At 70.2% G+C, this 26,443-nt stretch carries 22 protein-coding genes; 9 read left to right on the top strand and 13 right to left on the bottom strand.

Annotated elements, in window-relative coordinates; all coding sequences use genetic code 11:
• A partial coding sequence (locus ACLBX9_RS21010; RefSeq protein WP_447720298.1) for a hypothetical protein occupies positions 1-961 on the bottom strand: 961 nt, incomplete at its 3' end.
• A gap of 960 nt (positions 962-1,921) precedes the next feature.
• Here ACLBX9_RS21010 and ACLBX9_RS21005 point away from each other — a divergent pair.
• Together ACLBX9_RS21005 and ACLBX9_RS21000 are read left to right on the top strand one after the other, a co-directional pair.
• The gene (locus ACLBX9_RS21005; protein ID WP_447720297.1) at positions 1,922-2,755 is read left to right on the top strand and encodes a nucleotide-binding protein; all 834 of its coding nucleotides are present in this window, start codon (positions 1,922-1,924) and stop codon (positions 2,753-2,755) included.
• On the top strand, positions 2,752-3,159 hold the full coding sequence (locus tag ACLBX9_RS21000) for a hypothetical protein (protein WP_010687532.1): 408 nt from the start codon (positions 2,752-2,754) through the stop codon (positions 3,157-3,159). Before ACLBX9_RS21005 ends, ACLBX9_RS21000 begins: the two co-directional genes overlap by 4 nt.
• Positions 3,160-3,216: 57 nt before the next feature.
• On the opposite strand, the gene ACLBX9_RS20995 is transcribed toward ACLBX9_RS21000, so the two are convergent.
• From ACLBX9_RS20995 to ACLBX9_RS20975, 5 genes are all read right to left on the bottom strand, one after another.
• A complete protein-coding gene (locus ACLBX9_RS20995; RefSeq protein ID WP_039894942.1) occupies positions 3,217-4,263 on the bottom strand; it encodes a cytochrome-c peroxidase in 1,047 nt (348 codons plus the stop codon).
• 141 nt (positions 4,264-4,404) lie between these two features.
• Entirely contained in the window at positions 4,405-6,564 is a 2,160-nt protein-coding gene (gene pbpC, locus ACLBX9_RS20990; RefSeq protein WP_447720296.1) for a penicillin-binding protein 1C, read from the bottom strand.
• Between the two features lie 161 nt (positions 6,565-6,725).
• Positions 6,726-6,941 (bottom strand): hypothetical protein, encoded by a 216-nt coding sequence (locus ACLBX9_RS20985; RefSeq protein WP_010687529.1) that lies wholly within the window; start codon positions 6,939-6,941, stop codon positions 6,726-6,728.
• Positions 6,942-7,149: 208 nt separating this feature from the next.
• Positions 7,150-10,563 carry an acyl-[ACP]--phospholipid O-acyltransferase gene (locus ACLBX9_RS20980; protein ID WP_447720295.1) on the bottom strand — a complete coding sequence of 1,138 codons (3,414 nt, stop codon included), beginning with the start codon at positions 10,561-10,563 and terminating at the stop codon, positions 7,150-7,152.
• 134 nt (positions 10,564-10,697) lie between these two features.
• Positions 10,698-10,949 (bottom strand): hypothetical protein, encoded by a 252-nt coding sequence (locus ACLBX9_RS20975; protein ID WP_010687527.1) that lies wholly within the window; start codon positions 10,947-10,949, stop codon positions 10,698-10,700.
• A 181-nt stretch (positions 10,950-11,130) separates the two neighbouring features.
• On the opposite strand from ACLBX9_RS20975, the gene ACLBX9_RS20970 reads away from it, so the two are divergent.
• On the top strand, positions 11,131-12,144 hold the full coding sequence (locus tag ACLBX9_RS20970) for an SDR family oxidoreductase (protein WP_447720294.1): 1,014 nt from the start codon (positions 11,131-11,133) through the stop codon (positions 12,142-12,144).
• Positions 12,145-12,201: 57 nt separating this feature from the next.
• Entirely contained in the window at positions 12,202-13,077 is an 876-nt protein-coding gene (locus ACLBX9_RS20965; protein ID WP_447720293.1) for an MBL fold metallo-hydrolase, read from the top strand.
• A gap of 59 nt (positions 13,078-13,136) precedes the next feature.
• Here the strand turns inward: ACLBX9_RS20965 and ACLBX9_RS20960 are convergent, their stop codons facing one another.
• From ACLBX9_RS20960 to nthA, 4 genes are all read right to left on the bottom strand, one after another.
• The gene (locus ACLBX9_RS20960) at positions 13,137-15,662 is read right to left on the bottom strand and encodes a methyl-accepting chemotaxis protein (protein WP_447720292.1); all 2,526 of its coding nucleotides are present in this window, start codon (positions 15,660-15,662) and stop codon (positions 13,137-13,139) included.
• A gap of 233 nt (positions 15,663-15,895) precedes the next feature.
• Positions 15,896-16,219 carry a nitrile hydratase accessory protein gene (locus ACLBX9_RS20955; protein WP_447720291.1) on the bottom strand — a complete coding sequence of 108 codons (324 nt, stop codon included), beginning with the start codon at positions 16,217-16,219 and terminating at the stop codon, positions 15,896-15,898.
• Complete coding sequence (nthB, locus tag ACLBX9_RS20950) at positions 16,216-16,875, bottom strand: nitrile hydratase subunit beta (RefSeq protein WP_447720290.1); 660 nt, start codon at positions 16,873-16,875, stop codon at positions 16,216-16,218. The genes ACLBX9_RS20955 and nthB overlap by 4 nt, the downstream gene beginning before the upstream one ends.
• On the bottom strand, positions 16,872-17,522 hold the full coding sequence (nthA, locus tag ACLBX9_RS20945; RefSeq protein ID WP_447720289.1) for a nitrile hydratase subunit alpha: 651 nt from the start codon (positions 17,520-17,522) through the stop codon (positions 16,872-16,874). Before nthA ends, nthB begins: the two co-directional genes overlap by 4 nt.
• A gap of 210 nt (positions 17,523-17,732) precedes the next feature.
• On the opposite strand from nthA, the gene ACLBX9_RS20940 reads away from it, so the two are divergent.
• On the top strand, positions 17,733-18,437 hold the full coding sequence (locus ACLBX9_RS20940; RefSeq protein ID WP_447720288.1) for a sigma-70 family RNA polymerase sigma factor: 705 nt from the start codon (positions 17,733-17,735) through the stop codon (positions 18,435-18,437).
• Between the two features lie 81 nt (positions 18,438-18,518).
• On the opposite strand, the gene ACLBX9_RS20935 is transcribed toward ACLBX9_RS20940, so the two are convergent.
• The gene (locus ACLBX9_RS20935) at positions 18,519-19,835 is read right to left on the bottom strand and encodes an MFS transporter (RefSeq protein WP_447720287.1); all 1,317 of its coding nucleotides are present in this window, start codon (positions 19,833-19,835) and stop codon (positions 18,519-18,521) included.
• Between the two features lie 248 nt (positions 19,836-20,083).
• On the opposite strand from ACLBX9_RS20935, the gene dnaN reads away from it, so the two are divergent.
• Both dnaN and recF read left to right on the top strand, forming a co-directional pair.
• Positions 20,084-21,205 carry a DNA polymerase III subunit beta gene (gene dnaN / locus ACLBX9_RS20930; RefSeq protein ID WP_447720286.1) on the top strand — a complete coding sequence of 374 codons (1,122 nt, stop codon included), beginning with the start codon at positions 20,084-20,086 and terminating at the stop codon, positions 21,203-21,205.
• A gap of 208 nt (positions 21,206-21,413) precedes the next feature.
• Positions 21,414-22,568: a DNA replication/repair protein RecF gene (gene recF, locus ACLBX9_RS20925; protein WP_447720285.1), complete on the top strand. Its 1,155-nt coding sequence runs from the start codon at positions 21,414-21,416 to the stop codon at positions 22,566-22,568.
• A gap of 7 nt (positions 22,569-22,575) precedes the next feature.
• Here recF and ACLBX9_RS20920 read toward each other — a convergent pair whose 3' ends face one another.
• Positions 22,576-24,267, bottom strand: coding sequence for a methyl-accepting chemotaxis protein (locus ACLBX9_RS20920; protein WP_447720284.1), 1,692 nt, complete (start codon positions 24,265-24,267; stop codon positions 22,576-22,578).
• A 416-nt stretch (positions 24,268-24,683) separates the two neighbouring features.
• Here ACLBX9_RS20920 and ACLBX9_RS20915 point away from each other — a divergent pair, with 416 nt between their 5' ends.
• Both ACLBX9_RS20915 and ACLBX9_RS20910 read left to right on the top strand, forming a co-directional pair.
• The gene (locus ACLBX9_RS20915; protein WP_010687515.1) at positions 24,684-25,079 is read left to right on the top strand and encodes a VOC family protein; all 396 of its coding nucleotides are present in this window, start codon (positions 24,684-24,686) and stop codon (positions 25,077-25,079) included.
• A 40-nt stretch (positions 25,080-25,119) separates the two neighbouring features.
• The gene (locus ACLBX9_RS20910; protein ID WP_447720283.1) at positions 25,120-25,707 is read left to right on the top strand and encodes a histidine phosphatase family protein; all 588 of its coding nucleotides are present in this window, start codon (positions 25,120-25,122) and stop codon (positions 25,705-25,707) included.
• On the opposite strand, the gene ACLBX9_RS20905 is transcribed toward ACLBX9_RS20910, so the two are convergent.
• A complete protein-coding gene (locus ACLBX9_RS20905; protein ID WP_447720282.1) occupies positions 25,708-26,424 on the bottom strand; it encodes a hypothetical protein in 717 nt (238 codons plus the stop codon).
• Positions 26,425-26,443 lie beyond the last annotated feature (19 nt).

Here is a 26,443-nt window from a genome sequence, read left to right as displayed (position 1 = left end):
AGGCCGGCGCCATCAGCGCCTGCCGGGCCCGCACGGTTGCCGTTGCATCGTCGGCCGCGATGGCCAGGAGGACCACGATGATGCCGGAATGGCCGATGGCGTCGACCTTGCCGAACTCAAAGATCGCCGAGACGAAGATCGCCGCCAGGATGATCGCGGCGCTGCGCCGGACGAGGGGCGTCCAGATCAACGCGAAGGCCAGGGTGAACTCGATGACGCCGGCGGCCTGCATGAACAGCGCGGGCGTCGCGCCCATGGTCATCTGCGGCTTGGCGGCCAGCAGCGGATCGGTCCACTGCGGGTAGGCCCACTTCTCGATGGAGGCCCACATCAGGGTCACGGCGGCGGCGTAGCGCACGAGGTCGAGGGGGCGCAGGCCGAACGGATCCAGCCCGAGGCCCTGGATGATCAGGTAGGCGGCGATGCCGAGGAAGATCGGGTAGTCGGCGAGATGGAACAGGCCGTACTGCGCGGTGGCAAAGCTGAACAGGAAGACGATGCCGAGGCCGGTGAGCGGCATGGTCCGGCGCCAGATCAGGCAGCCTGCCATCGCCAGTTGCAGCCACGGGATCCAGGCCAGGTCGGTCTTGAGTTCCGGCGTGAGGATGATGCCGCCCAGGCTCCAGAGGGACACCAGGAAGAAGCCCAGCGTGCAGCGGACCAGAAGCTCGGTGTCGGTCCGGATCCGGGCGGTCACGCGATCGAGCGCCCTGAGCAGCGCACCGCCCAGCGGGGTCCCCTCGGCCAGGCAGCCCGCCATCAGGCAGACCAGGGCAAGACCGGTCAGCCACTCGAAGTCCGGGCACAGCACCTGCTCGAGACCCTGCGGCTGCCCGGCCACATCGTAGGCGCAGAACCACTTCACGTGGGCCTCGGCCACGCCCGGAACGGCGAGGATCGAGAGGCCCGATAACCCGAGGGCGCAGCCGCCCGACAACAGCTTCTTCTTGGCTTTTGGCATCGGGACCTCGTCGCGGTGGAGCGACTTCGTGGTTACCGAGCTATTTAGGTATCTTCGTTCGTGATTAGCCAAGGATTTATTAACGAATATGATTGAAAGGTTAACGCTGTGAATTCTGCGTAGGAAACGCCGGTCCGGACCGTGGCCGCAGGGCGCGGCCGGACTGGCTCCGGGGCGGCCCGCCTTCGGGCGACGTGCCGGCACGTCTGGGACGCGTCGGGCGGACGGCCCATGCCAATCCTCGCACCCGCACGGTGTCCGCTCCCGGCGCATGATCGGCCGACCTCGGCGATCGAAATTTGCTGCGCCGGTCCGGCAATAGCTGATCGTGTTCAGCTGATAATCCGCATTATATAAAGCTATCAATTGCCGAATACGGTGTCTTTCAGCGCCTGATTAATTCATATGCGCAGCCGAATTCAAAGTATTGACAGCGCAAACGGTTCATTCAGACTTTAATTTTAAAGAAGGATAGAGCTTTCAACGCGCCTCGGCGGCCTTGCATCCTGCGATCGTCTGCGCAGAGTCTTGTTGCGCTCAGCTGACGAGGGCCGGCATCGTCTTCGCAGCAGCGCACGTGACCGAAGTCCGGCAACGAAGGCAGGCGGTATGGAGGACCGACATTCCGAGATCTGAGACACGGGCCATCGCGTGGGCACGGAGCCTCGTCCGGGATCGGATGTGCGCTCGCGCTCGGCTGAAATCCGTCTCGGCGCGGCGGCGCGGCGCGCGTTCGTTTCCATCGTCACGCCCTTCACCGCGCATGCGAGCCGGACCCGGGAAGGCCCGCGTCTGATCGGATCGTCTGCCGGGGAGATGTCAGCCCCTTCGGCGCCGCGAAACGGTCAATCCGTCCGCCGCCTGGCACGCCGCGCGGGTCCTGACGCCCTCCAGTCCCGGTCCAGCCCGGCGCGGCCCCGGTTTGGACCGCCCTCTCATCCAACACCACGGAGACAAACGATGACCGATACGACACAGACCAAGGTTCCGGCCTGGTACACCCCGGACGAGATCCAGGACATCCAGCGGGACCTCCTGGGTTCGGCCGCGAAGGTCCTCGTTCTCTGCCTGGGCGGCAAGGGCGGAGTCGGCAAGACCACCATCGCCCTGCAGATCGCTGACCTCGGTGCCGAGGCCGGCCCCGTCCTGGCGATCGACACCGATCCGGCCAACCGGCACTTCCACACCGCCCTGATGCAGGAGACCACGCCCGGCAGCGGCAACTTCGTTCCGCGCCGGGCCGGCATCTCCTGCGACCGGCAGCGCCTGCGCGCGGAGGACAGCACCGGCCGGGTCGATCCGACCCTCTGCCAGGACATGATCGAGCGGGTGATCGAGGCCGACGAGCGCTTCATCGTGGTCGACTTCCCGGCCGGCGACACGGAGACGACGCGCCGCTGCACCGAGATCATCGTGGAGAGCTGCCGGGAGGCGAATGTCCGCCTCGCCGTGGTCGTGGCGGCCGGCGCTGTCGATCCCACCGCCCTGGAAGTCCTGAAGGAGCTTCGGCCGATGCTGATCGAGTGCGATCGGGCGATCCTGGCGAAGAATACCGCGCAGGCCACCAATTTCGACTACCTCGATTCGGCGGACCTCGTGAGATCGCTGCGCAAGCAGCCGAACTTCCGGGTGATCGAGGTCGAGCGGATCGGCGAGCGCCTGATCGAGGCGCTGCGGGTCCAGCACACGACCTGGCAGGCGCTGGCGAGCGCCGCGCCCATGCGCCTTCGAGTCGAGGGCCGGCGCCTGCGGCGCAACTTCCACGCAGCCTGGCGGGATGCGCTCCGGCCGTGACCAACCTCGAGCGGTTCTACCGATCGGTCCACGGCCGCGATCTCCAGCCCTGGGAGCGCCAACTCGCGGTGCGGATCGCGGCCGCCCTGAACACCACGACGGACGACGACTTCGTCGTCCACCTGCTCCTCGTCTACATGTCCACCAACGCCATCACCAACATGTACAACGAGCTGGTGGCGGCGCGGAACAGTCTCGCCGCGGACAACCGGGAGTTGGTCCAGACGCTCACGAGCGATCTGCGCCGGAACAGGCTGCTGACCTACGTGCTGCTCGGCATGGCAGGTCTCGGCCTCCTCGGCAGCGCCTGGACTCTCGGCACGGTCCTGAGCCTCCCGCACGAGTCCGCGGCCTACGAGCATCGGGTTCCGGCTGGCCCGCCGCGTGGCTTCGGCGTGCGCTGAGCCGACGCGGGCCAGACCGGGTCCGCGCCCGGACGCCGGGCCGGCACGGCGCCGCCGTCAGGGCGCCGGCGGCAGCGCCGCGAACGATGCGGTCATGAGATCGCCACCCGCGCCGGTCGAGAGGGTCGCCAGGAAGGCGAGGAGGTCCGCCCGTTCGGTGGCCGAGAGATGCAGGGGCTTGATCGAGCGAGAGCGGCTCGGGCGCTCGACGCCGCCGCGGTCGTAGAGGTCGAGCACGGCCTCAAGGGTCGGCACTGACCCGTCGTGCATGTACGGGGCGCGCTGCCCGACCTCCCGGAGGGTCGGCGTCTTGAAGGCGTAGGTCAGGGCCACGGAACTGGGCTTGAGCCGGCCGCGGCCGATATCGGTGCCAACTCCGACGCCGATGTCGTGGAACGAGTTGTCGGTGAACGACCAGCCGGAATGGCAGCCGGCGCAGCCGGCGCGACCGTTGAACAGGTCGAAGCCCCGCTTGGCTCCCGGGCTGATCGCGTCCTCCCGGCCGGCGATCCACCGGTCGAAGGCCGTGGGGCCCGCCACGATCAGCCGCTCGAAAGTGGCGAGCGCCGCGTCCAGCCGCTCGCCGGTGACGGCGGGGTCGTCGAAGGCGGCCGCGAAGGCGGCCGTGTAGGTCGGGTCGGCAGAGAGCCGCGCCAGGGCCTGCGGGATCGGCAGGTTCATGTTGCCCGGCGCCATGATCGGCATTGCGGCGACCGCCTCGAGCGAGCGGAACTTGCCGTCCCACCCCAGTGGCCCGTCCTGCCAAGCGATGTTGAGGAGCGTCGGCGTGCGGAGGTCCATGTCCCCCTGCTGCCGCGTCGCCGCCCGGGCCCGCCCGTCACCCCAGGCGAGGCCCGGAACGTGGCAGGTGGCGCAGGAGCGGGTCCGGTCACCCGAGAGGATCGGATCGAAGAACAGGCGACGGCCGAGTTCGGCCTTGGCGGGCGTGTACGGATTCCCGGGAGGGAATGGGATCGCGGCCGGTGGGCGATAGGCGTCGCGCCAGCCGGGACGGCGCGGATCGGCATCGCCGCCGCCACCGCCGACCCCCACGCCGACGAACCCGAGTAGCACCGCCATCGCGGCGCCGACCTTCCACGCCATCACGACCTCACGGGTCACGGATAGACCCCTATTCGTTGATGACCCGTGAATGTCCGCATGAATACGCCGGCTTCGACGCGTTGTTTTGAATGCAAAATTGTACAGCGGCCAAGCTTCGGCGCAGAAAACCGTGGTGCTCGGCTATTCGAGCCGGACGGAAACGCTGGCACTCGCACCGGTTGCATCAAGGACGGAAATCCGCGCGAAGCCGGCACCTTCCGGGCTCCATTCGGTGCGCCGCCGCGTCGTCTGTGCGACCGGTTGACCGTCGACCAGCCACGTCAGCGGCGGCACCCCGCCCAGCGCCTTCAGGGCAAGGCTCGCGCCGCCGGCCGCCGCGGTGCCGCCCGGCGTGACGAGGCCGAGGTCGATCCGGGCACCGTCGGGCGGATACGCGATCCGGAGCGCCGGGCCGGATGCGTCCGTGGTCTCGCGCCCCAGGCGGCGGAGCGGCGGCGGCAGGCCCCCCGGTCCCGCTGCCAGGACGTCGCGCGGTTGCGGAACGGGTTCCGGCTCGATCCCGAGGCGCGCGAAGGCGTCGAACAGGATCGGCGCCGCCACCGTCCGGCCGACGAGGCCCGGAACGGCGGCACCGTCAGGCCGCCCCACCCAGGCCACGACCGTCACGTGCCGGTCGAACCCCGCCGCCCAGGCGTCGCGGTAGCCGTAGGAGGTGCCGGTCTTGTAGGCGATGCGGTTCGAGAGGGCGTTCTCGGGGGGCGGAGTGCCGCGCAGGATGTCGGCGACGTACCACGCCGCCACCGGCTCGGCGATCCGGTGCACGGACGGAACCGCGTCGGTTCCGACGCGGCGCAGGAGCTCCGGGACCGTGCCGCCGCGGGCGAGCCCGGCATAGAGGCGGGCGAGGTCGGTGAGGGTGATGCCGAGGCCGCCCAGCGCCACCGGCAGACCGGGCGCCGCCTCCCGCGGGAGCTGGATCCCGGTGCCGGCGGCGCGGAGCCGGGCGATGAAGCGCGCGGGTCCGACCGCCTCCATCAGTTCGACCGCGGGCACGTTGAGCGAGAGCTGCAGGGCCCGCCGGGCGGTGACCGTGCCCTGGAAGGTCAGGTCGAAGTTCTCCGGGGCGTAGCTCGCGGCGAAGCGTGCCGGGCGGTCCTCCAGCAGGGTCTCGGGATGCGCCAGACCATCCTCGAAGGCGAGGGCGTAGACGAAGGGCTTGAGCGCGGAGCCGGGGGAGCGCACGGCGCGCGTCATGTCGATGGCTCCGCGCCGGGTCGAATCCAAGTAGCCGGCGCTGCCCACCTGGGCGAGGACCCGCCCGTCACGGTTGTCGAGCACGAGGATCGCGGCCGAGAGGTCCGGGCCGGCCGCCGCCGCGCGCTCGGCCGCCAGGACTTCCAGCCGCTCCTGAAGGCGCGCGTCGATCGCGAGGCGGATCTCCGGGGCGGCCGGCTCGGCGGCGACCGCTTCCTCGGCGGCATGCGCCGCGAGCATCGGGAACGGGTGCCGCGCCGTGGGCACGGGTTCGGCCCGGGCCGCCGCGACCTCGGCCGCGGACAGAAGACCCTGCGCGCCGGCGATCTCCAGCACGCGGTCGCGTGCCGCGCGGGCGCGATCCGGAAATCGATCCGGCCGGCGGGCCTCCGGCGATTGCGGCAGGGCGACGAGAAGCGCCGCCTGCGCCGCCGTCAGCCGCACCGGCTCGCGCCCGAAATAGGCGAGGCTCGCGGCCCGGACGCCCTCCAGCGGGCCACCGTAGGGAGCGAGCGCGAGGTACAGGTCGAGCAGCCCGGCCTTCCCGAGCCTGCGCTCCAGCGTGACCGCTCGCGCCATCTGGCGCAGCTTGGCCGCAAGGGTGCGCCCGTGCCGCGGCTCGACCAGGCGCGCCACCTGCATCGACAGGGTCGATCCGCCCGAGACGATCCGGCCGCGGATCAGCCACTGGCCGGCGGCGCGCAGCAGCGCCAGCGGATCGATGCCGGGATGGTGCGCGAAGCGACGATCCTCGTAGGCCAGCAGCATGGCCCGGTAGCGCGGATCGACCGTCCCGGCGGTCACCGGCAGGCGCCAGCGCCCGTCCGCGGTCGCGAAGGGACGCAGAAGCGCGCCGGACCGGTCGAGAACCACGGTCGAGCGCGCCGACGCCGCCGCGAGGTCGAGGCCCGGCAGCGCCGCTTCATACCGCCAGGCCAAGTCCCAAGCCAAGCCGGTGACGGCCGCCAGGAGCACAACGCCCAATCCGGCGACCCCGAGCCGCGCACGCGCGGCGCGGCGCGTGCGATGCGTCGCCCCGTCGGACTCGAGCCCGTCCTGCCGCACGCAGCCTCCAGATCGGGACATGCCGGTCCCGAGCTCAGGATTCCCCGTTCCTGCGCGGCCGACAAGCCCGAACCGGGCGCCTCAGCAGACCGACGATGGCAGAGCTGCGCTTCGTCTGCTTAGATCATTGAGGTATCGAAGCTTTTTCGCGTAGTGCCGGTGCCCGCTTCCGCGCAGCCTGCTCAGGCGATGCCGACGTCGCGCAGGTCGTTGAAGTCCTGTCTCTCGGGCCGGTTCATGCGCATCGGGAACGGAACCACATTCGATGGCAGCGGGACCGAGGCGGTCTCCGACGTCGCCGGAGCCCTGCGGTTCTTGTCAGGCTTCGACCAGCGCTCGATCCGCTTGAAATAGGTCCGCCTCGCCAGCCACTTCGGAATTCGCCTGCCCTTCGTCATGACCAACCCCTCTCGTCGCGAACCCCCGATGACATCCAGTCCGCGGACCCGGTCGCGCCGCCGGATCGAATCAGGACTGCATTCGTAATTCGAGCGGATCCCTGAAGGGCGCGCATCCCCCGTTTGGGTGATGCGAGGTCGTCCGAGAGCACCGGAGAACACCGGCATCCGCCGCGGATGCCGAGGGCCCGATTCACGGGGTCGCGGTCTACGCTGCGGCGGATTCTTTCGCCCGCTCGAGGGCCAGCTTGGTGACGGCCACTTGGTCGATCTTGCCGGTTCCAAGCATCGGAATCGCCTCCAGCACCACCACCTCGGCGGGGATCGCGACGTCCGAGGCGCCGCGGCCCTTGGCGAAGCTCTGGTAGGCCGCCCGTGTGGCGTCCTTCGCTTGCGTGAACAGGATCAGCCGCTCGCCCTTGCGCGGGTCGGGCACCGCCGCCACCGCGCTCGGGCGATCGGGCCAGAGCTCGGCGGCCAGCGTCTCGATGCCGGCGAGCGACACCATCTCGCCGGCGATCTTGGCGAAGCGCTTCGCCCGGCCCTTGATCGTGACGAAGCCCATCGGGTCGATCGCCACGATGTCGCCGGTGTCGTGCCAGCCCTCGGGCGGCGGCTCGAGGACGCCCGGCTTCTCGGCGCGCAGGTAGCCCAGCATGATGTTCGGGCCGCGCAGGGACAGGCGGCCGCCCTCCTCGATCCCCGGCACGGGGTCCAGCCGTGTCTCGATGCCCGGCAGGATCCGGCCCACCGTGCCGAAGCGGTTGAACATCGGGGTGTTGAGAGCGACAACCGGCCCGCATTCGGTCACGCCGTACCCTTCCAGGATGCGCAGGCCGAACTTCTCCGCCCAGGTCTTGCGCGTCGTCTCCTTCACGGCCTCCGCGCCGGCCACGACGTAGCGGAGCGAGCGGAGGTCGTAGGAATGGGCGGCCCGGGCATAGCCCGTCAGGAATGTGTCGGTCCCGAACAGCACCGTGCTGTTCGAGCCGTAGATCAGCTCCGGCACGATCCGGTAGTGCAGCGGTGACGGGTAGAGGTAGACCGGCACGCCCGAGACCAGGGGCAGGACCAGCCCGGCCGTGAGGCCGAAGGCGTGGAAGACCGGCAGGACATTGAACACCTTGTCCATAGGCCCGAAGTCGATCCGGGCCGCCACCTGGGCGACGTTGGCGAGCATGCAGCGGTTGGCGAGCACGACGCCCTTCGGCGTGCCCTCGCTGCCCGACGTGAACAGCACCGCCCCCGGATCCTCGCCCGAACGCGCCACCAGGGGGCGGCGCGGGGCCAGCAGGCCGCGAATCTTGTCGGCCGTCGTGATGCTCCCCCGCACGTCCTCCAGGTAGATCAGTTCGACCGAGCCACGGATCGCCTCGACGAGCGGTCCGAGCCGTCCCTTCTCGATGAACGCGCGGGAGGTCAGGATCCTGCTCACCTCGGCCGCCCGGCAGGCCGAGAGGATGTTGGCGGGACCGGCGGAGAAATTGATCATCGCCGGCACCCGTCCCGCGGAGGCGAGGGCGAACAGCGTGACCGCGGCGCCGTTGGCGTTCGGCAGCATGACGCCGATCCGGCCGCCCACGGGGGCGAGCGGCATCAGTTTGCGGCCGAGGATGTTGGCACCCATCACGAGCCGGCTGTAGCTGAGGCGCCCCCCGACCGGGTCCTCCAGGGCGTTCCGGCTCCAGCCGTGAAGATCCCCCGCCTCGATCAGCGCCGCCATCAGTCCGCGGTCGATGTCGGCGGTGCGGAACACGAGGTCCGACATGATACCGTAGAGGGCCGCACCCGCCGCCTGCCGTCGCGTCTTGCCCTTGAGTGTGGGATCCACGGTCAGGCGCACCGGCGGCATCACCGTCACGGTCACCTTGGGCCACCATTTGCGGCTGACCTGCCGCCGGGACAGGCGCGAGAAGGCGGTGCGTTCCAGCCCGTCGATCTTCACCGGCACGACCATCGCGCCCGACTTGTCGGCGATCAGCCCGGCGCCGTCGTAGACCTTCATCAGGCTCCCGGTCACGGTGAGCCGTCCCTCTGGGAAGATGATCAGGGTTTCGCCGTTCTTGACCGCGTTGATCAGCGTCCGGGTGGCGAGCGGCCGCGTCGGGTCCAGCGGCATCGCCTTGGTGACGCTCAGGAACGGCCGCACCCACCAGCGCTGGGCGATGCCGCTGTCGATAGCGAAGACCGGCTCCTGGTCGAGGAGGGACAAAGCGAGCGGCGCGTCGAGGAACGAGACGTGGTTGAGAGCCACGATGGCGTTCGGTCCGGCCGCGGCGAGGTTGTCGAAGCCGCGCACCTCCAGCCGGTAGAAGGCCCGGAACAGGATCGACAGGGCGTCCCGGAACGGGCTGGTCGGCAGGGTCGCGAAGACGACCGCGCCGACAATCAGGTTCAGCACAGCCACCACGGCGAGCAGGCTCGCGATCGTCAGGCCCGCCCCCTGAAGCGCCGCCAGCGCCAGGGTTCCGGCCACCATGAAGGCCGCCGTCATGACGTTGACGGCGCCGATGATGCGCGCGCGCATCGCCTTCTCGGCCCAGGCCTGCACCGCCGCGAAGGACGGCACGATGTAGAGGCCGCCGGAGATCGCCAGCCCCAGGAAGTCGATCCCGGTGCGCAGGCCGTGGCCGGTCTGCAGGAATTCGAGCGGGCCGATCGGCTCCGCCGGCGGTGCCGGCAGGTGGCCGACCGTCCAGGCGAGGTCGAGGCCGAACAGGCCCATCAGCACCGCACCCACCGGCGTCGGCAGGAGCACGATCCGGCCGCTGGCGAGCCACGAGGCGAGGCCGGACCCCACCGCGATGCCGATCGAGAACAGCGCCAGGAGCAGCGTGATGACCGTCTCGGTGCCGTTGAAGGCGCCGCGCACCAGCACCGGCAGGAGCGACAGCACCACCACGCCGACCAGCCAGAACCAGCTCACCGTGAGCGAGCCCCGCCAAAGACGGGTGTCGGCCCAGAGGTCGCGCAGCAGCGCGTAGGTCGAGCGGGCGACGTTCGGGTCGACCCGCAGGTCCGGCGCGCCCTCCCCGGTCGCCGGGATCATCCGGGCCGAGAGCCAGCACAGGATGGCGAAGCCCATCACCAGGGCGCCGAACAGAAGTCCCGAGCCGCCCAGCGACGAGGCCGCGCCGGCCGCGATCGTGCCCAGCAGGATCGCCAGGAAGGTCGCGGCCTCGACCAGGGCATTGCCGGCGGGCAGCTCCTCGCGACGGAGATGGTCCGGCAGGATCCCGTACTTGATCGGGCCGAAGAGGGCCGCGATCGTGCCGAACAGGCCGAGCGCCACGAACAGCACCGGGATCGAGTGCAGCAGGAAGCCGAGCACGGCGGTGCCGGCCGCGAAGATCTCGGCGAACTTGAGCCGCCGGGCCATCAGGGCCTTGTCGTAGCGGTCGGCCCACTGGCCGCCGAGACCCGACAGGATGAAGAACGGCCCGATGAACACGGCGCTCGCGAGCGTCACCAGGACGCCCGCATGGGCGTCGGCCTGGCCGCCGATCCCGAACAGGATCAGGAAGGCCAGCGCGTTCTTCAGGAAATTATCGTTGAACGCCGAGAAGAACTGGCACCAGAACAGCGGCGCGAACCGCCGCGCAGTCATCAGGGTACGGAACATGGCAATCTCTCGGTTCCGAACCTGACTGGCCCACCCGATGTGTCCAGGTCAAATCGGACCGACGGCAACACACAGCGATCGTGGCCGCCGCGATGCTGCTCCGTGCGAACCGGCACGGCTTTGGATGGCGCGGTTCAGACCTTCCGGACGGGGCGGCCGAGCTGCCCGCCCATCGCACCCGCACGCCGGGCGACGAAAGCCCGGACGGAGGCGCCGAGGTCGTAGGACCAGTAGACATGCGCCGCCAGGGTCGAGGCGACGAAGAGCGCCGCGCAGGCCGGCAGGAAGAGCAGGAAGGTCAGCACCATCCCGACGGCCGTCCGCTCGGCCAGCGAGGCCTGCGGCCAAGGATCGATTGGGAGGGAGAAGTGTCGTCCGTAGCGCATGGCCTCGACCCTCGATGGTTCAGCACGTCGCGGTACAGACAATTAACAGCGCCCGGTGTCGGACGTTGCGTCGGACGATCCGAAATCGCCGCCGCCGTGACGTTACGGCAGGGTCCGGCGGCGCAACCGAGTCCCCCGCGCCGTGTTGGCGGTTCGGTCCTTCGACGGTGGTGAGGTGGGCATGGCACGGGTTGCGGTCGTTACCGGGGGGAGCGCCGGGATTGGGCTCGCCACCGCGCATGCCTTCGCGGCGCGGGGGTGGTCCGTGGCGGTGATCGCCCGCGAGCCGGCCCGGTTGTCCGCAGTGGAACGGGCGCTGGCCGCCTACGGTCAGCCGGTGCTGGCGATCAGCGCCGACGTCGCCGACCCGCAGGCGGTGGACGCCGCCGCCGCGACGGTGGAGCGCGAACTCGGCCCGATCCGCGCCTGGGTGAACAACGCCATGTCGACCGTGGTGAACCCGGCCGACCGGATCACCGCGGAGGAGTACCGGCGTGTCACCGAGACCACCTATCTGAGTCAGGTCTACGGCACCCTCGCGGCCCTGCGCTTCATGAAGCGGCGCGACCGCGGCGCGATCATCCAGGTCTCGTCCGGCCTCGCGATCCGAGCGGCGCCGCTGCAGGCGCCCTACTGCGCCGCCAAGTTCGCGGTCTCCGGCTTCACCGACGCCCTGCGCTGCGAGCTGCTCCACGACCGGGTCAATGTCAGCCTCAGCGTGATCTATCTGCCGGCGGTGAACACGCCCCAGTTCAACTGGGCGCGCAACCGGACCGGGCATCGCCAGTACGCGCCCGATCCGGTCTTCGACCCGCGGCTCTGCGCCGAGGCGATCCTGTATGCGGTCGAGCACCCGCGCCGCGAGGTCTGGGTCGGGCGGTCATCGATGATGATGGCTGCCGCCCAGGCGCTGGCGCCGGCGCTCGCCGACCGGAAGGCCGCCTCCATGTGGTCGGCGCAGCTGTCCGACGAGACCATCCCCGCGATGGAGGGCAATCTCTACGAAGCCGTGCCGGGCCCGGTCGGGATCGACGGGCGATTCTCCGGTCGGACCAAGGCGAGCCGGTCGGAATTCGTCACGAGCCGGACCCGCGACCTCCTGGTCGGTGGTCTTGCCGGGCTCGCCCTGGTCGGGCTTGCCGGTGCGGTCCACGCCGCGCGCGCCGCGCCGCGCCGACTGGAGGGCCGGCGCTGACGGCTGCGCTATGTAGCGTTGCCTGCTGGTCGAGTGCCCGAGGAAGGTTCGCGAACGATGCCCGGTTATCTGCCCTTCGCGGGCGCCCTGAAGCTGCCCGCCTATACCTGCGACAATTGCGGGTTCTGGCAGCGCCATTTCGAGGCTCCGCCGTCCTGCCCGCTCTGTCTCGACGCCCGCCACGTGGTCCCGCAGGATGGCTGGCGCTTCCGCACCGCGCGGGAGGCGCAGGACGCATTCCCGTGCCACTGGCAGGAGCTGGAGCCGGGCGTGTGGCGCTTCTGGAACGAGCCGGTCTCCGGCATCGGGCCCTCCGCCTACCTGATCCAGACCGAGCACGGGAATATGGGGTTCGAGGGCTGCCCGGTCTTTAGCGACGCCGCCCTCGACCAGATCGAGCGGCTCGGCGGCATGGCGGTGCTCTCGGCCTCGCACCCCCATTCCTACGGGGCGCTGCCGCAGCTTCAGGACCGGTTCGATCCGGAACTCTGCCTGCCGGCGGCCGACTTCACCTGGAGCGCGGCGCTTCAGGTGAGCTGGCCCTACGACGACTTCCTCGAGCCGCTGCCGGGCCTGGAACTGCACCGCACGGCCGGCCATTTCGACGGCCATGCGGTCCTTTTCGACCGGTCGCGAAAGATCTGCTTCTGCGGCGATGCGCTGAAGTTCGAACTCGATCCCGCGGATTTCCGCCGGGCCACCACGATCTCGGCCCACAAGGCCTTCGTGCGCGGGGTACCGCTGACCCCGGGCGAGCTGCGCCGCTACCGCGACGTGTTTGAGCGCCTCGACTTCCTCCAGACCTGGACCCCGTTCGAGCCCGCGCGAAACTGCGGGCGGCCGGAGGTTCTGGCGCTTCTCGACCAGCTGATGAGCGGCCGGTCCCACGCGGCTCCGGTCCCCCTCGACGGCCTGCGGACCGAGGCACGGTAGGCGCGCCGCCTCGGACGGTTCCGATCCCGAGCCTCGCCGGCTTGCGGCTCGGTGCCGTCTCAGGCCGCCTCGGCGGTCGCGGCCGATCTCATGAGGCCGGCCACGACGCCGTAGGTTTCGGCCCACGCCTCCCGAATCTCCGGCGTGAAGTCCGCGCCAAGACCCTGTTCCAGGGTCCAGAGCAGGGCCGCCCCGACCGCCTCGTAATGGGCCTCGTGCGTGCCGTAGCCCCGGTGCCGGAGCCCGAGATCGGTCACCGCCGAGACCAGCGCCTCGGGTTTGTCCAGATTGGCGACCGCCAGCGCCAGCATGGCCATCAGCTTCCGCTTCTGGACGGTCATGTCCGCGGGGAAGAGCGGCCTGACCTGCGGCGCGATCGCGAACAGGCGTTCGTAGAACAGGTCGGCCGCCGTGTCGGCGATCGGCCGCACTTTCGCGAAGCTGGCCTGGACCCGCTCGACCTGCGTCGCCGAGATCGCATAGGACGCACGGACACTGGCCAGGAAGCGTCGGACCTCGGCCGCGAGATGGTCGGACTGGCGCGACAGCTCGGAGGCTCCGCCGAGCACCTGGCTGGCTGCCCGCCCGGTCTTCTCAGCCGCGACCGCCACGCCCGCGATGGTGCCGGTCACCGCGCCCGTGCCCTGAGCGGCGTGGCCGACGTTGCGCACGATCTCCTGCGTGGCCGCGCCCTGCTGTTCCACCGCCGCCGCGACGCTCGCCGTCACGCCGTCGATCTCCCGGATCCGCGCGGTGATCGCGGCGATCGCCGTCACGGCTTGGTCCGTCGAGGTCTGCACCCGGGTGATCTGGTTGGCGATCTCCTCGGTGGCCTTGGCGGTCTGGCCGGCAAGATCCTTCACCTCGCCCGCCACCACGGCCAAGCCGCGCCCGGCCTCGCCGGCCCGGGCGGCCTCGATGGTGGCGTTCAGAGCCAGCAGGTTGGTCTGGCTCGCGATCGCGGTGATCATCCCGACCACGTCGCCGATCCGGCCGACGGCGCCCGCGAGGTCCTGGACCAGCGCGCCGGTCTGATCGGCCTCCGAGGCCGCCAAGCGGGCGAGTTCCGCCGAGCCCTGCACCTGCCGGCCGATCTCCTGAACGGACGAGCCCAGTTCCTCGGCCGCCGCCGCCACGGTTCCCACGTTCCCGGCCGCCTCCTCGGCGGCGGTCGCCACGGCGGAGGACTGGATGGCGGTCTCGTCGGCGGTGGCGGTCATGGTCCGGGCGGTGGATTGAAGCTGCGTCGCCGAGGCCGAGACCTGCCCGATGATGCCGCCGACCGCCTGCTCGAAGCCCTCGGCCATCTGGCGCATCCCGGTCCGGCGCTGCGTCTCGGCCGCCTGTCGCGCGTCCTCCGCCTCGGCCTCCAGGTGCCGGGTGCGGATCAGGTTGTCCTTGAAGACACCCACGGCGGCGGCCATCGCGCCGATCTCGTCACTGCGGCCGAGTCCGGGGATCTGCGTCTCCGCGGCGCCGCCCGCGATCGACCGCATCGCCTCCGAAAGGTGCACGACCCCGCGCACGACGCGGAAATGGATGATCCACGCCGCGGCTCCGGAGAGCGCCAGCGCGACCACCGCGATCGTCAAGAAGACCCGGAAGGCCTGCGTGGCCTCCTGCGCGTGCAGCTGGGCCTGCGCGCCGACGGCCTTCATGATCGCCGTGGCGGTCTCGTCGATCAGGATCAGGCCTTTGATCTGATCCTGCTGCCACGACTTGATCTCGTCCCCGGTCAGGCTCCCGCCACCATCGACGATCATGCCGATCAGACCTGTGCGCAGACGGTTGAAGGGACCGGTGAAGTAGCCGTCGTTCGCGGCGCGATAGGCCGCGGTGACACTCTCGGGAGCGGCCGCCGCGGACAGGATCTGACCGGCCACCGTCCAGGCGGTCTCCGCGCGGGTCCTGGTGGCACGGAGTTCCCTGCGCTCCGCCTCGCTCGGGGGACGGTGGTTGAAGACGGCGTTGTAGAGCGCGACCCCTTCGTTCCCGCTGTTGGTGCGCGCCATCCAGACGGCCGCGTTGGCATCCAGCATCGATCCCTGGCCCGGGTCGAGGATCCGGATCTGCCTTTCCAGCAGCGCGGCCGCCGCCTCCAGCCGGCTGGTGACGTCCAGCCCGAGTTCGGTGAGGCGCCTGGCCAGGGTCCCGTCGCGCTCGGCGACTGGCAGGTCCATGGCGCGGTCGATCTCAGGACGCGCACGCTTCCAGGCCTCGAACGATCTGGCCAGCGCCCGCGCCGCATCCCGGAAGGCGGGCTCGGATCCCGCGGACAGACCCGTCACGGTCGCGGCGAGACTGTCGTCGAGTTCCGGACGGCGATCATTGAACATCTCCTTCCGGTAGCCGCGGATCACCTCCGGGGCGTCGGTGAGGGCCAAACGGCTGTAGCCCCACTCGAACCGGAACCGAATCCGGCTCGAGAAAAGGTCCTGACCGACCACCGCATCGGCGGCGACTGTTCGCGCCGCGCTCCGTGCCTGATCGACGAGGAACAACTCGTAGATCGGCGTGCAGAGAGCCGAAACGCTCAGTAATAATGTTATCGAGATCAACACACTGCGGATCGATATACGTAGCATGTCGGTCGTCTCGAGCTATGATCGAGATCGGACCGATAGGAAAAGCAAATTTTAAAGTCAAGGCCGCCTTGTCGATGTTGTGTAACGAGTAAAAGACAGATATTATAATGACAGTAACGAAATGTACGTGAGAATACTTTGAGTATTTCTTTATGCGTCGTATTGCTTCGATCTCGGTCTGCACATCCGGACGCAGTCGGCGAATGCTGCGATCGCGGGCGCGGGGCGGACGATCAGGGCCGGTAGAGCGGGTCGTTCTCCAGCCGGATCGGCTCGCCGTGCGGCGTCGCCTCGGCGGCCCGGAGAAACGCGGCCGCGCGCGCCGCCACGGTGTCGTGCGCCGCCACGCCCCGCTCGGCCAGGATCGTCTCCAGCGTCGTAAGCCACGCGCCGTAATCGGCCGGCCGCTCGGTGCCGTCGGCTGGCCGGATCTCGCGGCCCAGGCGCTGCGCCCATTCCGACCACGTGAACAGGCCGGCCTCCTGAAGGGAGACCACCATGGCGAAGACCTGCGCCTCCCAGGGCGCGGCGAAGGCGCTCGGGCTCGGCTCGCTCACGCGGGGTCCAGATAGGGTTCGAAGGCGGCCACCGTGACGACGCCGTCCGGATCGCCGCTCGAACCCCACAATTCCTGCGCCGTGAACGCGACCGTGTAGAGCCAGGTCGGGTTCTCGCCCGCCCCGTAGGCGCTGGTATCGGGGTAGACGAAGACGCCGTCGACGCGCGCGATCCGGCCGCGCCGGCCCCGGACGTAGCGCGGGAGCCGCGTATGGCCGGTCGGGTGGACGTTGCGGGCCAGGACCGTGTCGCCGAGCGCGAACCGGGCTGGCGCATCGGCGGCGCGGCTGCTCGGAAATCCGGCCCGGAAACGCTCCTCCAAGCCCGTGCGGGCCAGCACCCGGGCGACAGGCCTGGCCGGCGCCGAGGCCGCGCCCGCCGCCATCTCGGCGGGTGTGGCCAGTCCGGCGGCGGCGACCTGCTTCTCCAGGGCCTTCAGCCAGATCTCGTAATAGCTCGAGGCGAGGTACTCGGCCGGCGGCAGGGATTCCCGGGTGGCGCGGCTGCCGTCGAGGTTCCAGGCGCCGGTGAAGCCCATGGCGAGCGCCATCGCGAAGACGCGGCGCTCCCAATCGGCGTGGAAGACCGGCTCGTCGGGCTCCGGCACCACGGGCCCGAACCCGTGCGCGCCGCCGAGATCCTGGGCGCCATTCATATTGGCATCTCCGCGGGCAGCGCTGGAATGCCCCTGGGCAGGCCCGTGCCGATCATGGAATCGCGCGTGACCAGGGCGGCGAGCGCCGTCTCGTCCAGGCCTTCGGTGTCGGCGGGACGCATCGGCAGGACCATGTAGCGGGTCTCAGCGGTAGAATCCCAGACGGTGATCCGGGTGGTCTCCGGAAGAGTCACCCCAAACTCGACCAGGACGCCCCGGGGGTCGATCACCGCCCGGGCGCGGTAGGGCGGCGCCTTGTACCAGACCGGCGGCAGGCCGAGCACCGGCCAGGGATAGCAGGAGCAGAGCGTACACACGACGAGGTTGTGGATCTCGGGGGTGTTCTCCACCACCACCATGTGCTCCCCGCCCCGACCACCGATGTCGAGCTCGGCGATCGCCGGCGTGGCGTCCGCCAGGAGCCGCGCGCGGTATTCGCGATCGACCCAGGCACGAGCCACGACGCGGGCGCCCGCGTGGGGGCCCACCTTCGTCTCGTAGAGCTCGACCAGGGTGTCGAGGGCTGCCGGATCGATGTAGCCCTTCTCGGTCAGCAGGGATTCGAGTGCCCGCACCCGCGCCTCCACGGGCGAGAGGTCGCTGCCATGGTGATGGTCGTGCGCCCCGTGCGCATGGTCGTGGCTCATTCAGCTCTCCCGACGATGCGCAACCTGCATCGTCCTCCCGCGTCCCGCATCCCGCCGCTACGAACGGAGCCGTTATATCAATCGATACCACCGCGCGGCGATACGCAAGTTGCCCGAGATTTTCGGGAGCGTTTGGCATCGGTTCAGAATTATGCCGATACCCACGTTAGACCGGTTCCAGTATACCAGCGAAGGGGGCAGGATACGGTCATGAATGAAGAAGCCGCGAACCCGACTGCCGAGGCGGGGCCCGACCGGGACGCGGGCGGCTACGCCTCGGCCATCGGTCAGCACCTCGCGCTGCCGATCCGCGAGTATTTCAAGGTTGTGGAGCGGGAGCCTCTGCCCGCCCAGCTCGGCGCCCTCTTGGCACGCTTCGAGGCGGCTGTCGCTGCGCACGGCCAGGTCGTCGCCTTCGATTTCCGCAGCGACATCATCAAGGCGCTGCCGGCGCTGCGCACCTTCGCGCTGTCGCTCGCCGGAGATGTGAACCGGGCCGACGACCTCGTGCAGGAGACCTTCGTCAAAGCCTGGGCCAATCAGGAGCGGTTCCGGCCCGGCACCAACTTCACCGCGTGGCTGTTCACGATCCTCCGCAACCAGTTCTATTCAGACCTGCGCAAGACGCGGCGCGAGATCGAGGACGTGGACGGGACGCATGCGGGCCAGCTGACCAGCCCGTCGGATCAGGAGGATGCCAGCACCCTCAAGGTCGTGTGGAAGCGGCTCGGCGACCTTCCGGCCGCGCAGCGGCAGGCGCTGCTCCTCGTCGGCGCGGAGGGCCACACCTACGAGGAGGCGGCGACCAAGCTCGGCTGCCAGGTCGGCACCGTGAAGAGCCGGGTGAGTCGCGCCCGGTCCTCGCTGCTGGACACGCTCGGAGGCGGCGTCGCTGGGCGGGTCCCGGCGTCCTGAGCCCGCCGCGCGTCGCGGACGATGCCGTCCCGACGCGACCGGCCTCCCGGCGCCGGCGGCGGACAGGCCGACGTCGATCGGTCAGCGCTCGGCGGTCTCCGGCATCGCCAGGACCGCCAGGAAGCTGAGGATCGCGGCGGCCGCCAGATAGAACCCGACGAAGCCGATCCCGCCATAGGCCGCGAGTTCCTGCGCGATGTAGGGCGCGCCGGACGCGCCCAGGATCCCCGCGAGATTGTAGGTCACCGAAGCGCCCGTGTAGCGCACGCGGGTCGGAAACAGCTCGGGCAGGACGGCGCCCATCGGCCCGAACACCCAGCCCATGGTCAGGAGGCTGAGGCAGAGGAAGCCCAGCACCGGCGGCCAGGTCCCGCTGCCAGCGGCGTGGCCCAGCATCGGGCCCATGAGGAAGCCCAGCAGCAAGGTCGCGGCCATGCCCGACAGCAGGACCGGCCGGCGCCCGAAACGGTCCGCCGCCGCGCCCGACGCCACGGTGCCGAGCGCCATGAAGCAGACCGCGATGCACTCGAACAGCAGGAAGGTCGGCCGTCCATAGCCGAGGGTGCCGGTGCCGTAGCCCAGCGCGAACACGGTCGAGAGGTAGAACACCGCGTAGACCGCAACCATCGCGAAGGTGCCGAGCAGGACCGCGCGCCCGTGCTGCGTCAGCATGGTGGCGAAGGGCACGCGCTCCGGACGCGCCTGGCTGAGCGCGGCCCGGAAGGCCGGCGTCTCGGTGAGCTTCAGGCGCACGTAGAGCCCGACGCCGACGAGCGCCGCCGAGGCCAGGAACGGCAGGCGCCAGCCCCAGGCCTGGAAGCTCTCGGGTGACAGGCCGAAGCTGAGCGCCAGGAAGCCGAGATTGGCCAGGATGAAGCCGACCGGCGCGCCGAGCTGCGGGAAGATGCCGTACCACGCCCGCCGACCGGGCGGCGCGTTCTCGACGGCCAGCAGGGCCGCCCCGCCCCATTCGCCGCCGAACCCGATCCCCTGCCCGCAGCGCAGAACGCACAGGGCCGCGGGCGCCCACCAGCCTGCCGAGGCGTAGGTCGGCAGGCAGCCGATCAGGACCGTGGAGATGCCCATGATCAGCAGCGAGGCCACCAGGGTCGCCTTGCGGCCGACGCGGTCGCCGAAATGCCCGAACAGGGCCGCGCCCACGGGGCGTGCGATGAAGGCGATCGCGAAGGTCGCGAAGGCGCTGAGCTGCTGCACGCCGGGCGCCCCGGCCGGGAAGAAGACCGGGCCGATCACCAGGGCGGTTGCGGTGGCGTAGATGTAGAAGTCGAAGAACTCGATCGCCGTGCCGACAAAGCTCGCAGCGAGGATGCGGCCGGCGCTCGGGGTGGCACTCGGGGTTGCGCGCGCGGGGGGCGCGCTGTCGATGGTCTGAAGCATGATCGTGAGGACGGCAGGGATTCGGGTCGGTTGCGGCGCTTTCGCACGGCCCGGCCCGCGCAGGTATGCCGGTTTCGGCATGGGCCTCTGACCTGGGCGCCCGACCCGCGGCCTGCTTTCGGATCCGAGCTCGCTGTGCGGCGCACACGCGCCGGCCTTGCGTTCCCCGGTCCCCTTCGCCAAGCTGAACGGCCATATTCCGCGACGGATGCCGGCCGCGGCGCCGTCCCCACCACTTGAGTACTGCGATGAGAGTCACTGTCGAGCGCGCGGCCCTGCTCAGGTCGCTCGGCCACGTGCACCGGGTCGTCGAGCGCCGCAACACGATCCCGATCCTGTCCAACGTGCTCCTGCGCTCGGAGGGCTCCGGGCTCCAGCTCCGGGCGACCGACCTCGACATCGAGGTGACCGAGAGCGTCCCGGCCGACGTGTCGGATCCCGGCGCCACCACGGTGCCGGCGCACGTGATCTACGACATCGTCCGCAAGCTGCCCGAGGGCGCGCAGGTCTCGCTGGAGACCGGCGGCGAATCCGGCCAGATGACGATCCGCTCCGGCCGCTCGCGCTTCGCGCTGGGCGCCCTTCCCGAAGGCGACTTCCCCGATCTCGCCGCCGGCGAGATGCCCCACGGCTTCGAGATCGCGAGCGCCGACCTCAAGCGCCTGATCGACAAGACCCAGTTCGCCATCTCCACCGAGGAGACGCGCTACTACCTCAACGGCATCTACCTGCACACGCTGGAGACCGAGGGCGGACCGGTGATGCGGGCGGTGGCCACCGACGGACACCGCCTCGCCCGCGTCGAGATCCCGGCCCCGCAGGGCAGCGTCGGCATGCCGGGGGTGATCGTGCCCCGCAAGGCGGTCGCCGAGATCCAGAAGCTTCTGGACGACGGCGGCGAGAGTGTCGCGGTCGACCTCTCGCCCGCCAAGATCCGCCTGCGCTTCGCGGGCGGCCTGACGCTGATCTCCAAGCTGATCGACGGCACCTTCCCGGACTACCAGCGGGTGATCCCGGCCAACAACGACAAGCGGCTGACGGTCGAGCGCGACGCCTTCGCCAAGGCGGTGGACCGGGTCTCGACCATCTCGTCGGAGCGCGGGCGCGCGGTGAAGCTCGGCCTCGCCGAGGGACGCCTCGCGCTCTCGGTGAACAACCCGGATTCGGGCAGCGCCACCGAGGAACTCGATGTCGACTACGAGGCGGCCAGCCTCGATATCGGCTTCAACGCCCGCTACCTGCTCGACATCACCGCGCAGCTCGAGGGCGACACCGCCCTGTTCAAGCTCGCCGATCCGGGCTCGCCGACGCTGATCCAGGACCGCGAGGGCGCGCCGGCGCTGTACGTGCTGATGCCGATGCGGGTGTGAAGCTGCGGCGCTACTCCCGTTCCTGCCCTCATCCTGAGGTGCCGGAGCACAGCGGAGGCCTCGAAGGAGGCCTCCAGATGGCGATGTGGATCCTGGAGCCCTCCTTCGAGGCCCGCCGAAGCGGGCACCTCAGGATGAGGTGATTGGATGGGATGTCAGACAGCAATGGACTGTTGAGCGCGGTGCGTCTCAACCCCTCGGTTCCGCGATGAGCAATATCCTCGATCCGCGGATCGAGCCCAACGGGGCGGATCTGCGCGTCACCCGCCTGATCGCCCGCGATTTCCGCAACCACGCCGACCTCGAACTGACCCCCGCGGCCCGGTTCGTCGCGCTGGTCGGCGAGAACGGCGCGGGCAAGACCAACCTGCTGGAGGCGATCTCCCTGTTCGTGCCGGGCCGCGGCCTGCGCCGGGCGGAGTTCGCCACCATGGCGCGCACCGGCGGTCCGGGCGGTTTCGCGGTCTCGCTCACCCTCGATCGCGATGGCGCCGAGCACCGGCTCGGAACCGGGCTGGAGCCGCCGGGCTTCGACGGTCGCACGAGCCGGCTCTGCCGCATCGACGGCGCCCCCGCCTCCTCGCCCGTGGCGTTCAGCGAGTTCCTCCGGGTGGTCTGGCTGACTCCGGACCTCGACGGGCTGTTCCGCGGCGCGGCGGGCGACCGGCGCCGCTTCCTCGACCGACTCGTGCTGGCGGTCGATGCCGGCCACGGGGCGCGGGTGTCCGCGATGGAGCGGGCGCTGCGCTCGCGCAACCGCCTGCTGGAGGAACGGCCCGACGACGACCGGTGGCTCGACGCCGTGGAGCGGGAGGTCGCCGAGCTGGGTGTCGCCGTGGCGCTCGCCCGCCGGGAGACCGCCGAGCGCCTCGACCGGCTCATCGCCGAGACCCGGGACGACGCGCAGCCCTTCCCCTGGGCCTCGATCCGCCTGGAGGGCGACCTCGACGACCTCGTGGCGGTCTGGCCGGCCATCGAGGCCGAGGACCGCTTCCGCCTCGCCCTGCGCAATGGCCGCCACCGGGACCGGGCCGCCGGGCGCACGCTGATCGGGCCGCAGAGCAGCGACCTCGTGGTCCGCCACGGCCCCAAGGACGTGCCCGCCGGCACGGCGTCCACGGGCGAGCAGAAGGCCCTGCTGATCGGTCTCGTCCTCGCCCACGCCCGGCTGGTGCGGGCCATGAGCGGCATCGCGCCCCTGATCCTGCTCGACGAGGTGGCGGCCCATCTCGACCCGCGGCGGCGCGCCGGCCTGTTCGAGGCGCTGGAGGCCCTGCCGGGGCAGGTCTGGATGACCGGCGCCGACCCGGACGCCTTCGCGCAGGCCGGCGACCGGACGGAGGTTCTGCGGATCGGAGCCTGAGCGGGGCTCAGGCCGCCCGGACCGTGCCGAGGAAGCGGGAGACCTCGGCGCCGAGATGCTCGGACTGGCGCGACAGCGCGCCCGCCGCTCCGAGCACCTGGGCTGCCGCCGCGCCGGTCTCCTCGGAAGCCTTGGCCACGCCGCCGATGTTGCTCGTCACCTGCTCCGTGCCAGTGGCCGCCTGCGAGACGTTGCGGACGATCTCCTGGGTCGCCGCGCCCTGCTGCTCCACCGCGGCGGCGATCGTCGTCGCGACCCCGTTGATCTCGCGGATCCGGGCGGCGATCACGTCGATGGCGGAGACCGCCTGACCGGTCACGCCCTGGATCTGCCCGATCTGCTGGCTGATCTCCTCGGTGGCCCTGGCGGTCTGCTGCGCGAGTTCCTTCACCTCGGCGGCGACCACGGCGAAGCCCCGTCCCGCCTCCCCGGCGCGGGCCGCCTCGATCGTGGCGTTCAGCGCCAGCAGGTTGGTCTGCCCGGCGATGTTCGAGATCAGCCCGACCATGTCGCCGATCCGCGTCGCCGCCTGGCTGAGGGCCTGCACGAGGTGCTGGGTCTCGTCCGCCTCGCCGACCGCCGTCTGCGCCAGGTCGGCCGAGCCCAGGACCTGCCGGCCGATCTCCTGCACCGAGGTGCCCAGCTCCTCGGCCGCCGCCGCCACGGTCTGGACGTTCGCTGAGGCCTCCTCGGCCGCCGCCGCCACGGTGGTCGACTGGCTCGCCGTCTGGGATGCTGAGGCGGTCATGGACTGGGCGGTGGCCTGCAGTTCGGTCGCCGAGGACGAGACCATCCCGACGATACCGCCGACCGCCCGCTCGAACCCGTCGGCCAGCTCCAGCATGGTGCGCTTGCGCTCCGCTGCCGCGGCTTCGTCCGCCTGCCGCTTGACCTCGGCCTCCTCGGCGGCCTTGCGGGCGACCATGGCCTTGATGCCCTCGACCGCCTTGCCGACCGCCCCGATCTCGTCCCGGCGTGCCGCCTCCTTGATCCCGGCGTCGATCTCGCCCTGTGCCATGCGCTGAAGGACCGAAACGAGGCGATCCAGCGGACGCGTGATGCCGACCGTCGCGATGAAGACCGCCGCGAGCAGGCCGGCCAGCATGCCGATCGCGCTGATGGCGATCAGGGTGCGGCGGGTGGCGTTGGTCTGGTCGGTCAGGGTGTCCGAATTCTTCTCCATATAGGCCTTGATCTCGTCGGCGAGCCTGTTGCCGTCGGCCAGCAAGCCGGAGAATACCGGGTCGATCGCCGAGTGGACCAGCGCGATCGCGTCCGCGTTCTGGTTGGCGGTGCCAAGCCGGCGCACCTCGATCACGTCGCGGAGGTAGCGCTCGATGCGTGCGGCCTGCGTGTCGATCGTCTCCGAGAAGGTCGGTGCGTGCGCGCGAAGGGCCGGGATCAGCGCCTGCAGCTTGGGCACCGTCATCTCGAAGGTGTCGTTGGCCGCGCTGATCTGCTCCGGCGCGGTCTCCGCGATGATCCGGTAGACGCCGTAGTTGAGCTCGACGATCAGGCGATTGAGCCGCCGTACCTCGGCCACGGCTGCCGCCTCGTTGACGATGAAGCGGCTGTACCCGTCATCGATCGTCGTCATCCGTGACTGCGCGTACCAGATACAGCCCCCGACGATGGCGCTGATCAAGGCGATGACGGCCACCAGCTTGGGCAGAATTTTGATGTTGGACAGGCGTAGCACGGACTTCAGGCCCCGAAATTGGATCGACGACTGGCGGCGGGAGGCACTCTGGCCTGACCATCGTCATCGTGCATAAAAAAGATCTTAAGCGATTGATCATGTCAAGACATGACGATTCATAAAGCAGGACTAAATCATGAAACCTGCTTATATTTGATCAGATATGAATATTCAACTTGCTTAATTGATCTGAGTATATTTTCTGGAACGATTAAAATCGGCTATCTATTATTCAGTCTCGCATGTGAGTGATCGATGCTCTCCAGATATATTGCGCGGGCTTCGTGTTCGCAGTTGCGGCAGCGGGGTCTGCTTGGTGTTGCGATGCCCGCGCCCGTCCGGTCTTCCCTGCGGGCGGGCCGGCGCCACATAGGAGGCCCGGCACGCCGCCGAAGTGCTCACGGAACCGCAAGCGCATGTCCAAGCCCGTCCACGCCATGATCCGCGTCCTCGAGGAGGATCGCGCGCGCGACTACTACGCCCGTGCCTTCGGGCTTGAGGTCTCCGGCCGGTTCGACTTCCCGGACTTCACCCTCGTCTACATGCGCGATCCCGCTTCGCCGTTCGAGCTGGAGCTCACGGTGAATAAGGGTCGCGATAAGCCCTACGATCTCGGCGACGGCTACGGGCACATCGCCTTCGTGGTCGACGACGTGGAGACCGAGCACGCGCGCCACCGGCAGCAGGGCTTCACCGCCACGGACGTGAAGACGCTCAAGCACGGCGACGAGGTGCTGGCCCGGTTCTTCTTCGCCACGGATCCGGATGGCTACAAGATCGAGGTCATCCAGCGCGGCGGTCGCTTCGCCTGACCGTCCCGGTCTCCCTTCCCGAAACACGCATCCGAGTTCCATGCAGGACAAGACCCGCATCGTCTGCATCCGCCACGGGCAATCCACCTTCAACGCCGCCCACAAACACGGGGGTGGCGATCCCGGCCTCCCGGACGCGCGGCTGACCGAGCTGGGTCAGGCGCAGGCCGCGGCCACGCGGGACCGGCTGCGGTCGATCCCGTTCGACCTGGTGGTCGTGTCGCCCCTGACACGGGCCATCGAGACCGCCGCGATCCTGTTCGGCGAGCATCCGCGCCGGCCGCGGGTGCTGGTGGAGGTGCTTCACCGGGAATGCCAGGAGAGCAGCTGCGACGTTGGCCGGGCGGCCTCGGAGATCGCCGCGGAATTCCCGCATCTCGATGTCGGGCACCTGCCCGAGGTCTGGTGGCACGCGGAGCCCGGCTGCGAGGTCGGCGGCTACCCGGTGGAACCGCGCCCCCTGTTCGACGCCCGGGTCGCGGCGTTCCGGGACTGGCTGCGGACGCGGCCCGAGACGACCATCGCGGTGGTCGGGCACGGGACGTTCTTCTACCATCTCACCGGCACGTTCCTGGAGAATTGCGGCTTCATCGACTTCGATCTCGACGCCGCGCCCGCCGCCGCCTGATCAGGCCGGCGCCCGGGCCCGCGCCGCGTCGAGGCGTTGCCGGGCGCCGGCCAGTTCGATCTCCGGGGCCTGCCGGCCGATGGCGAGGGCGGCCTCGAGAATTGCACAGGCCTGCGCCCACGTGCCGGGCACGAAGGGCGCGGCCCCCTCGGCCACCTCCGCGGCGCAGCGCGCGTCGTCCCCGGCCCGCCGCGCGGCGGTCGCCGTCCGGGAGGCTGCGGCGGTGATCGCTCCCTCGCGCCAGCGCCGCGCCTGGGCGGCCGCCTGCGAGCGCGCTCCGCCCGACCAGGCTGCCGCCTGCGCCGCCGCCATCGCGGTGGGCAGGTCCGGCGCCCCGGCGCAGGCCTCGGCCTCCTCGTCCATGCCGGCGAGGGTGCAGAGGGGCGCCAGAATCCGGCGGACGCTCTCGAGTGCCAGGCGCCGGGTGCGCGCCGCCTCGACCTCCGGCGTGTCGGCGCTGCCCGAGAGCCGCAGCACGAAGGCCATGAGCTGCGGCCGCGCCACGTCCGGCATGGCGTCGTTGAGCCCGAGGGCGTAGGCGGCGATCGGGCGCGAGAAGCAGGGCGGGCAATCGGCGCTGGAGCGGATCGCGCGGTAGGGCAGGCCTGCGGCGACGATCGCCGCCTCGTTGATGCAGGTGCCGCCGTCGGGACCGGGAAACGGGTGGGATCCCGCGAGGAGGCGCCAGTTCAGGATGGTCTGGAAGTCGGCGTGCATCGGCGCTCTCCCGTATCGG

The sequence above is a fragment of the Methylobacterium sp. A49B genome (assembly GCF_053346215.1).
The sequence above is the reverse complement of the archived record's forward strand: the minus strand, read 5'-3'. Positions and strand labels throughout refer to the sequence as shown.

Coding starts and splice junctions, on each gene's coding strand:
- ACLBX9_RS21005 (WP_447720297.1), top strand. CDS start 1,922: ATGACCGATACGACACAGACCAAGGTTCCGGCCTGGTACACCCCGGAC.
- ACLBX9_RS20995 (WP_039894942.1), bottom strand. CDS start 4,263: ATGGCGTGGAAGGTCGGCGCCGCGATGGCGGTGCTACTCGGGTTCGTC.
- pbpC (WP_447720296.1), bottom strand. CDS start 6,564: ATGTCCCGATCTGGAGGCTGCGTGCGGCAGGACGGGCTCGAGTCCGAC.
- ACLBX9_RS20985 (WP_010687529.1), bottom strand. CDS start 6,941: ATGACGAAGGGCAGGCGAATTCCGAAGTGGCTGGCGAGGCGGACCTAT.
- ACLBX9_RS20980 (WP_447720295.1), bottom strand. CDS start 10,563: ATGTTCCGTACCCTGATGACTGCGCGGCGGTTCGCGCCGCTGTTCTGG.
- ACLBX9_RS20975 (WP_010687527.1), bottom strand. CDS start 10,949: ATGCGCTACGGACGACACTTCTCCCTCCCAATCGATCCTTGGCCGCAG.
- ACLBX9_RS20970 (WP_447720294.1), top strand. CDS start 11,131: ATGGCACGGGTTGCGGTCGTTACCGGGGGGAGCGCCGGGATTGGGCTC.
- ACLBX9_RS20965 (WP_447720293.1), top strand. CDS start 12,202: ATGCCCGGTTATCTGCCCTTCGCGGGCGCCCTGAAGCTGCCCGCCTAT.
- ACLBX9_RS20960 (WP_447720292.1), bottom strand. CDS start 15,662: ATGCTACGTATATCGATCCGCAGTGTGTTGATCTCGATAACATTATTA.
- nthB (WP_447720290.1), bottom strand. CDS start 16,875: ATGAATGGCGCCCAGGATCTCGGCGGCGCGCACGGGTTCGGGCCCGTG.
- nthA (WP_447720289.1), bottom strand. CDS start 17,522: ATGAGCCACGACCATGCGCACGGGGCGCACGACCATCACCATGGCAGC.
- ACLBX9_RS20940 (WP_447720288.1), top strand. CDS start 17,733: ATGAATGAAGAAGCCGCGAACCCGACTGCCGAGGCGGGGCCCGACCGG.
- ACLBX9_RS20935 (WP_447720287.1), bottom strand. CDS start 19,835: ATGCTTCAGACCATCGACAGCGCGCCCCCCGCGCGCGCAACCCCGAGT.
- dnaN (WP_447720286.1), top strand. CDS start 20,084: ATGAGAGTCACTGTCGAGCGCGCGGCCCTGCTCAGGTCGCTCGGCCAC.
- recF (WP_447720285.1), top strand. CDS start 21,414: ATGAGCAATATCCTCGATCCGCGGATCGAGCCCAACGGGGCGGATCTG.
- ACLBX9_RS20915 (WP_010687515.1), top strand. CDS start 24,684: ATGTCCAAGCCCGTCCACGCCATGATCCGCGTCCTCGAGGAGGATCGC.
- ACLBX9_RS20910 (WP_447720283.1), top strand. CDS start 25,120: ATGCAGGACAAGACCCGCATCGTCTGCATCCGCCACGGGCAATCCACC.
- ACLBX9_RS20905 (WP_447720282.1), bottom strand. CDS start 26,424: ATGCACGCCGACTTCCAGACCATCCTGAACTGGCGCCTCCTCGCGGGA.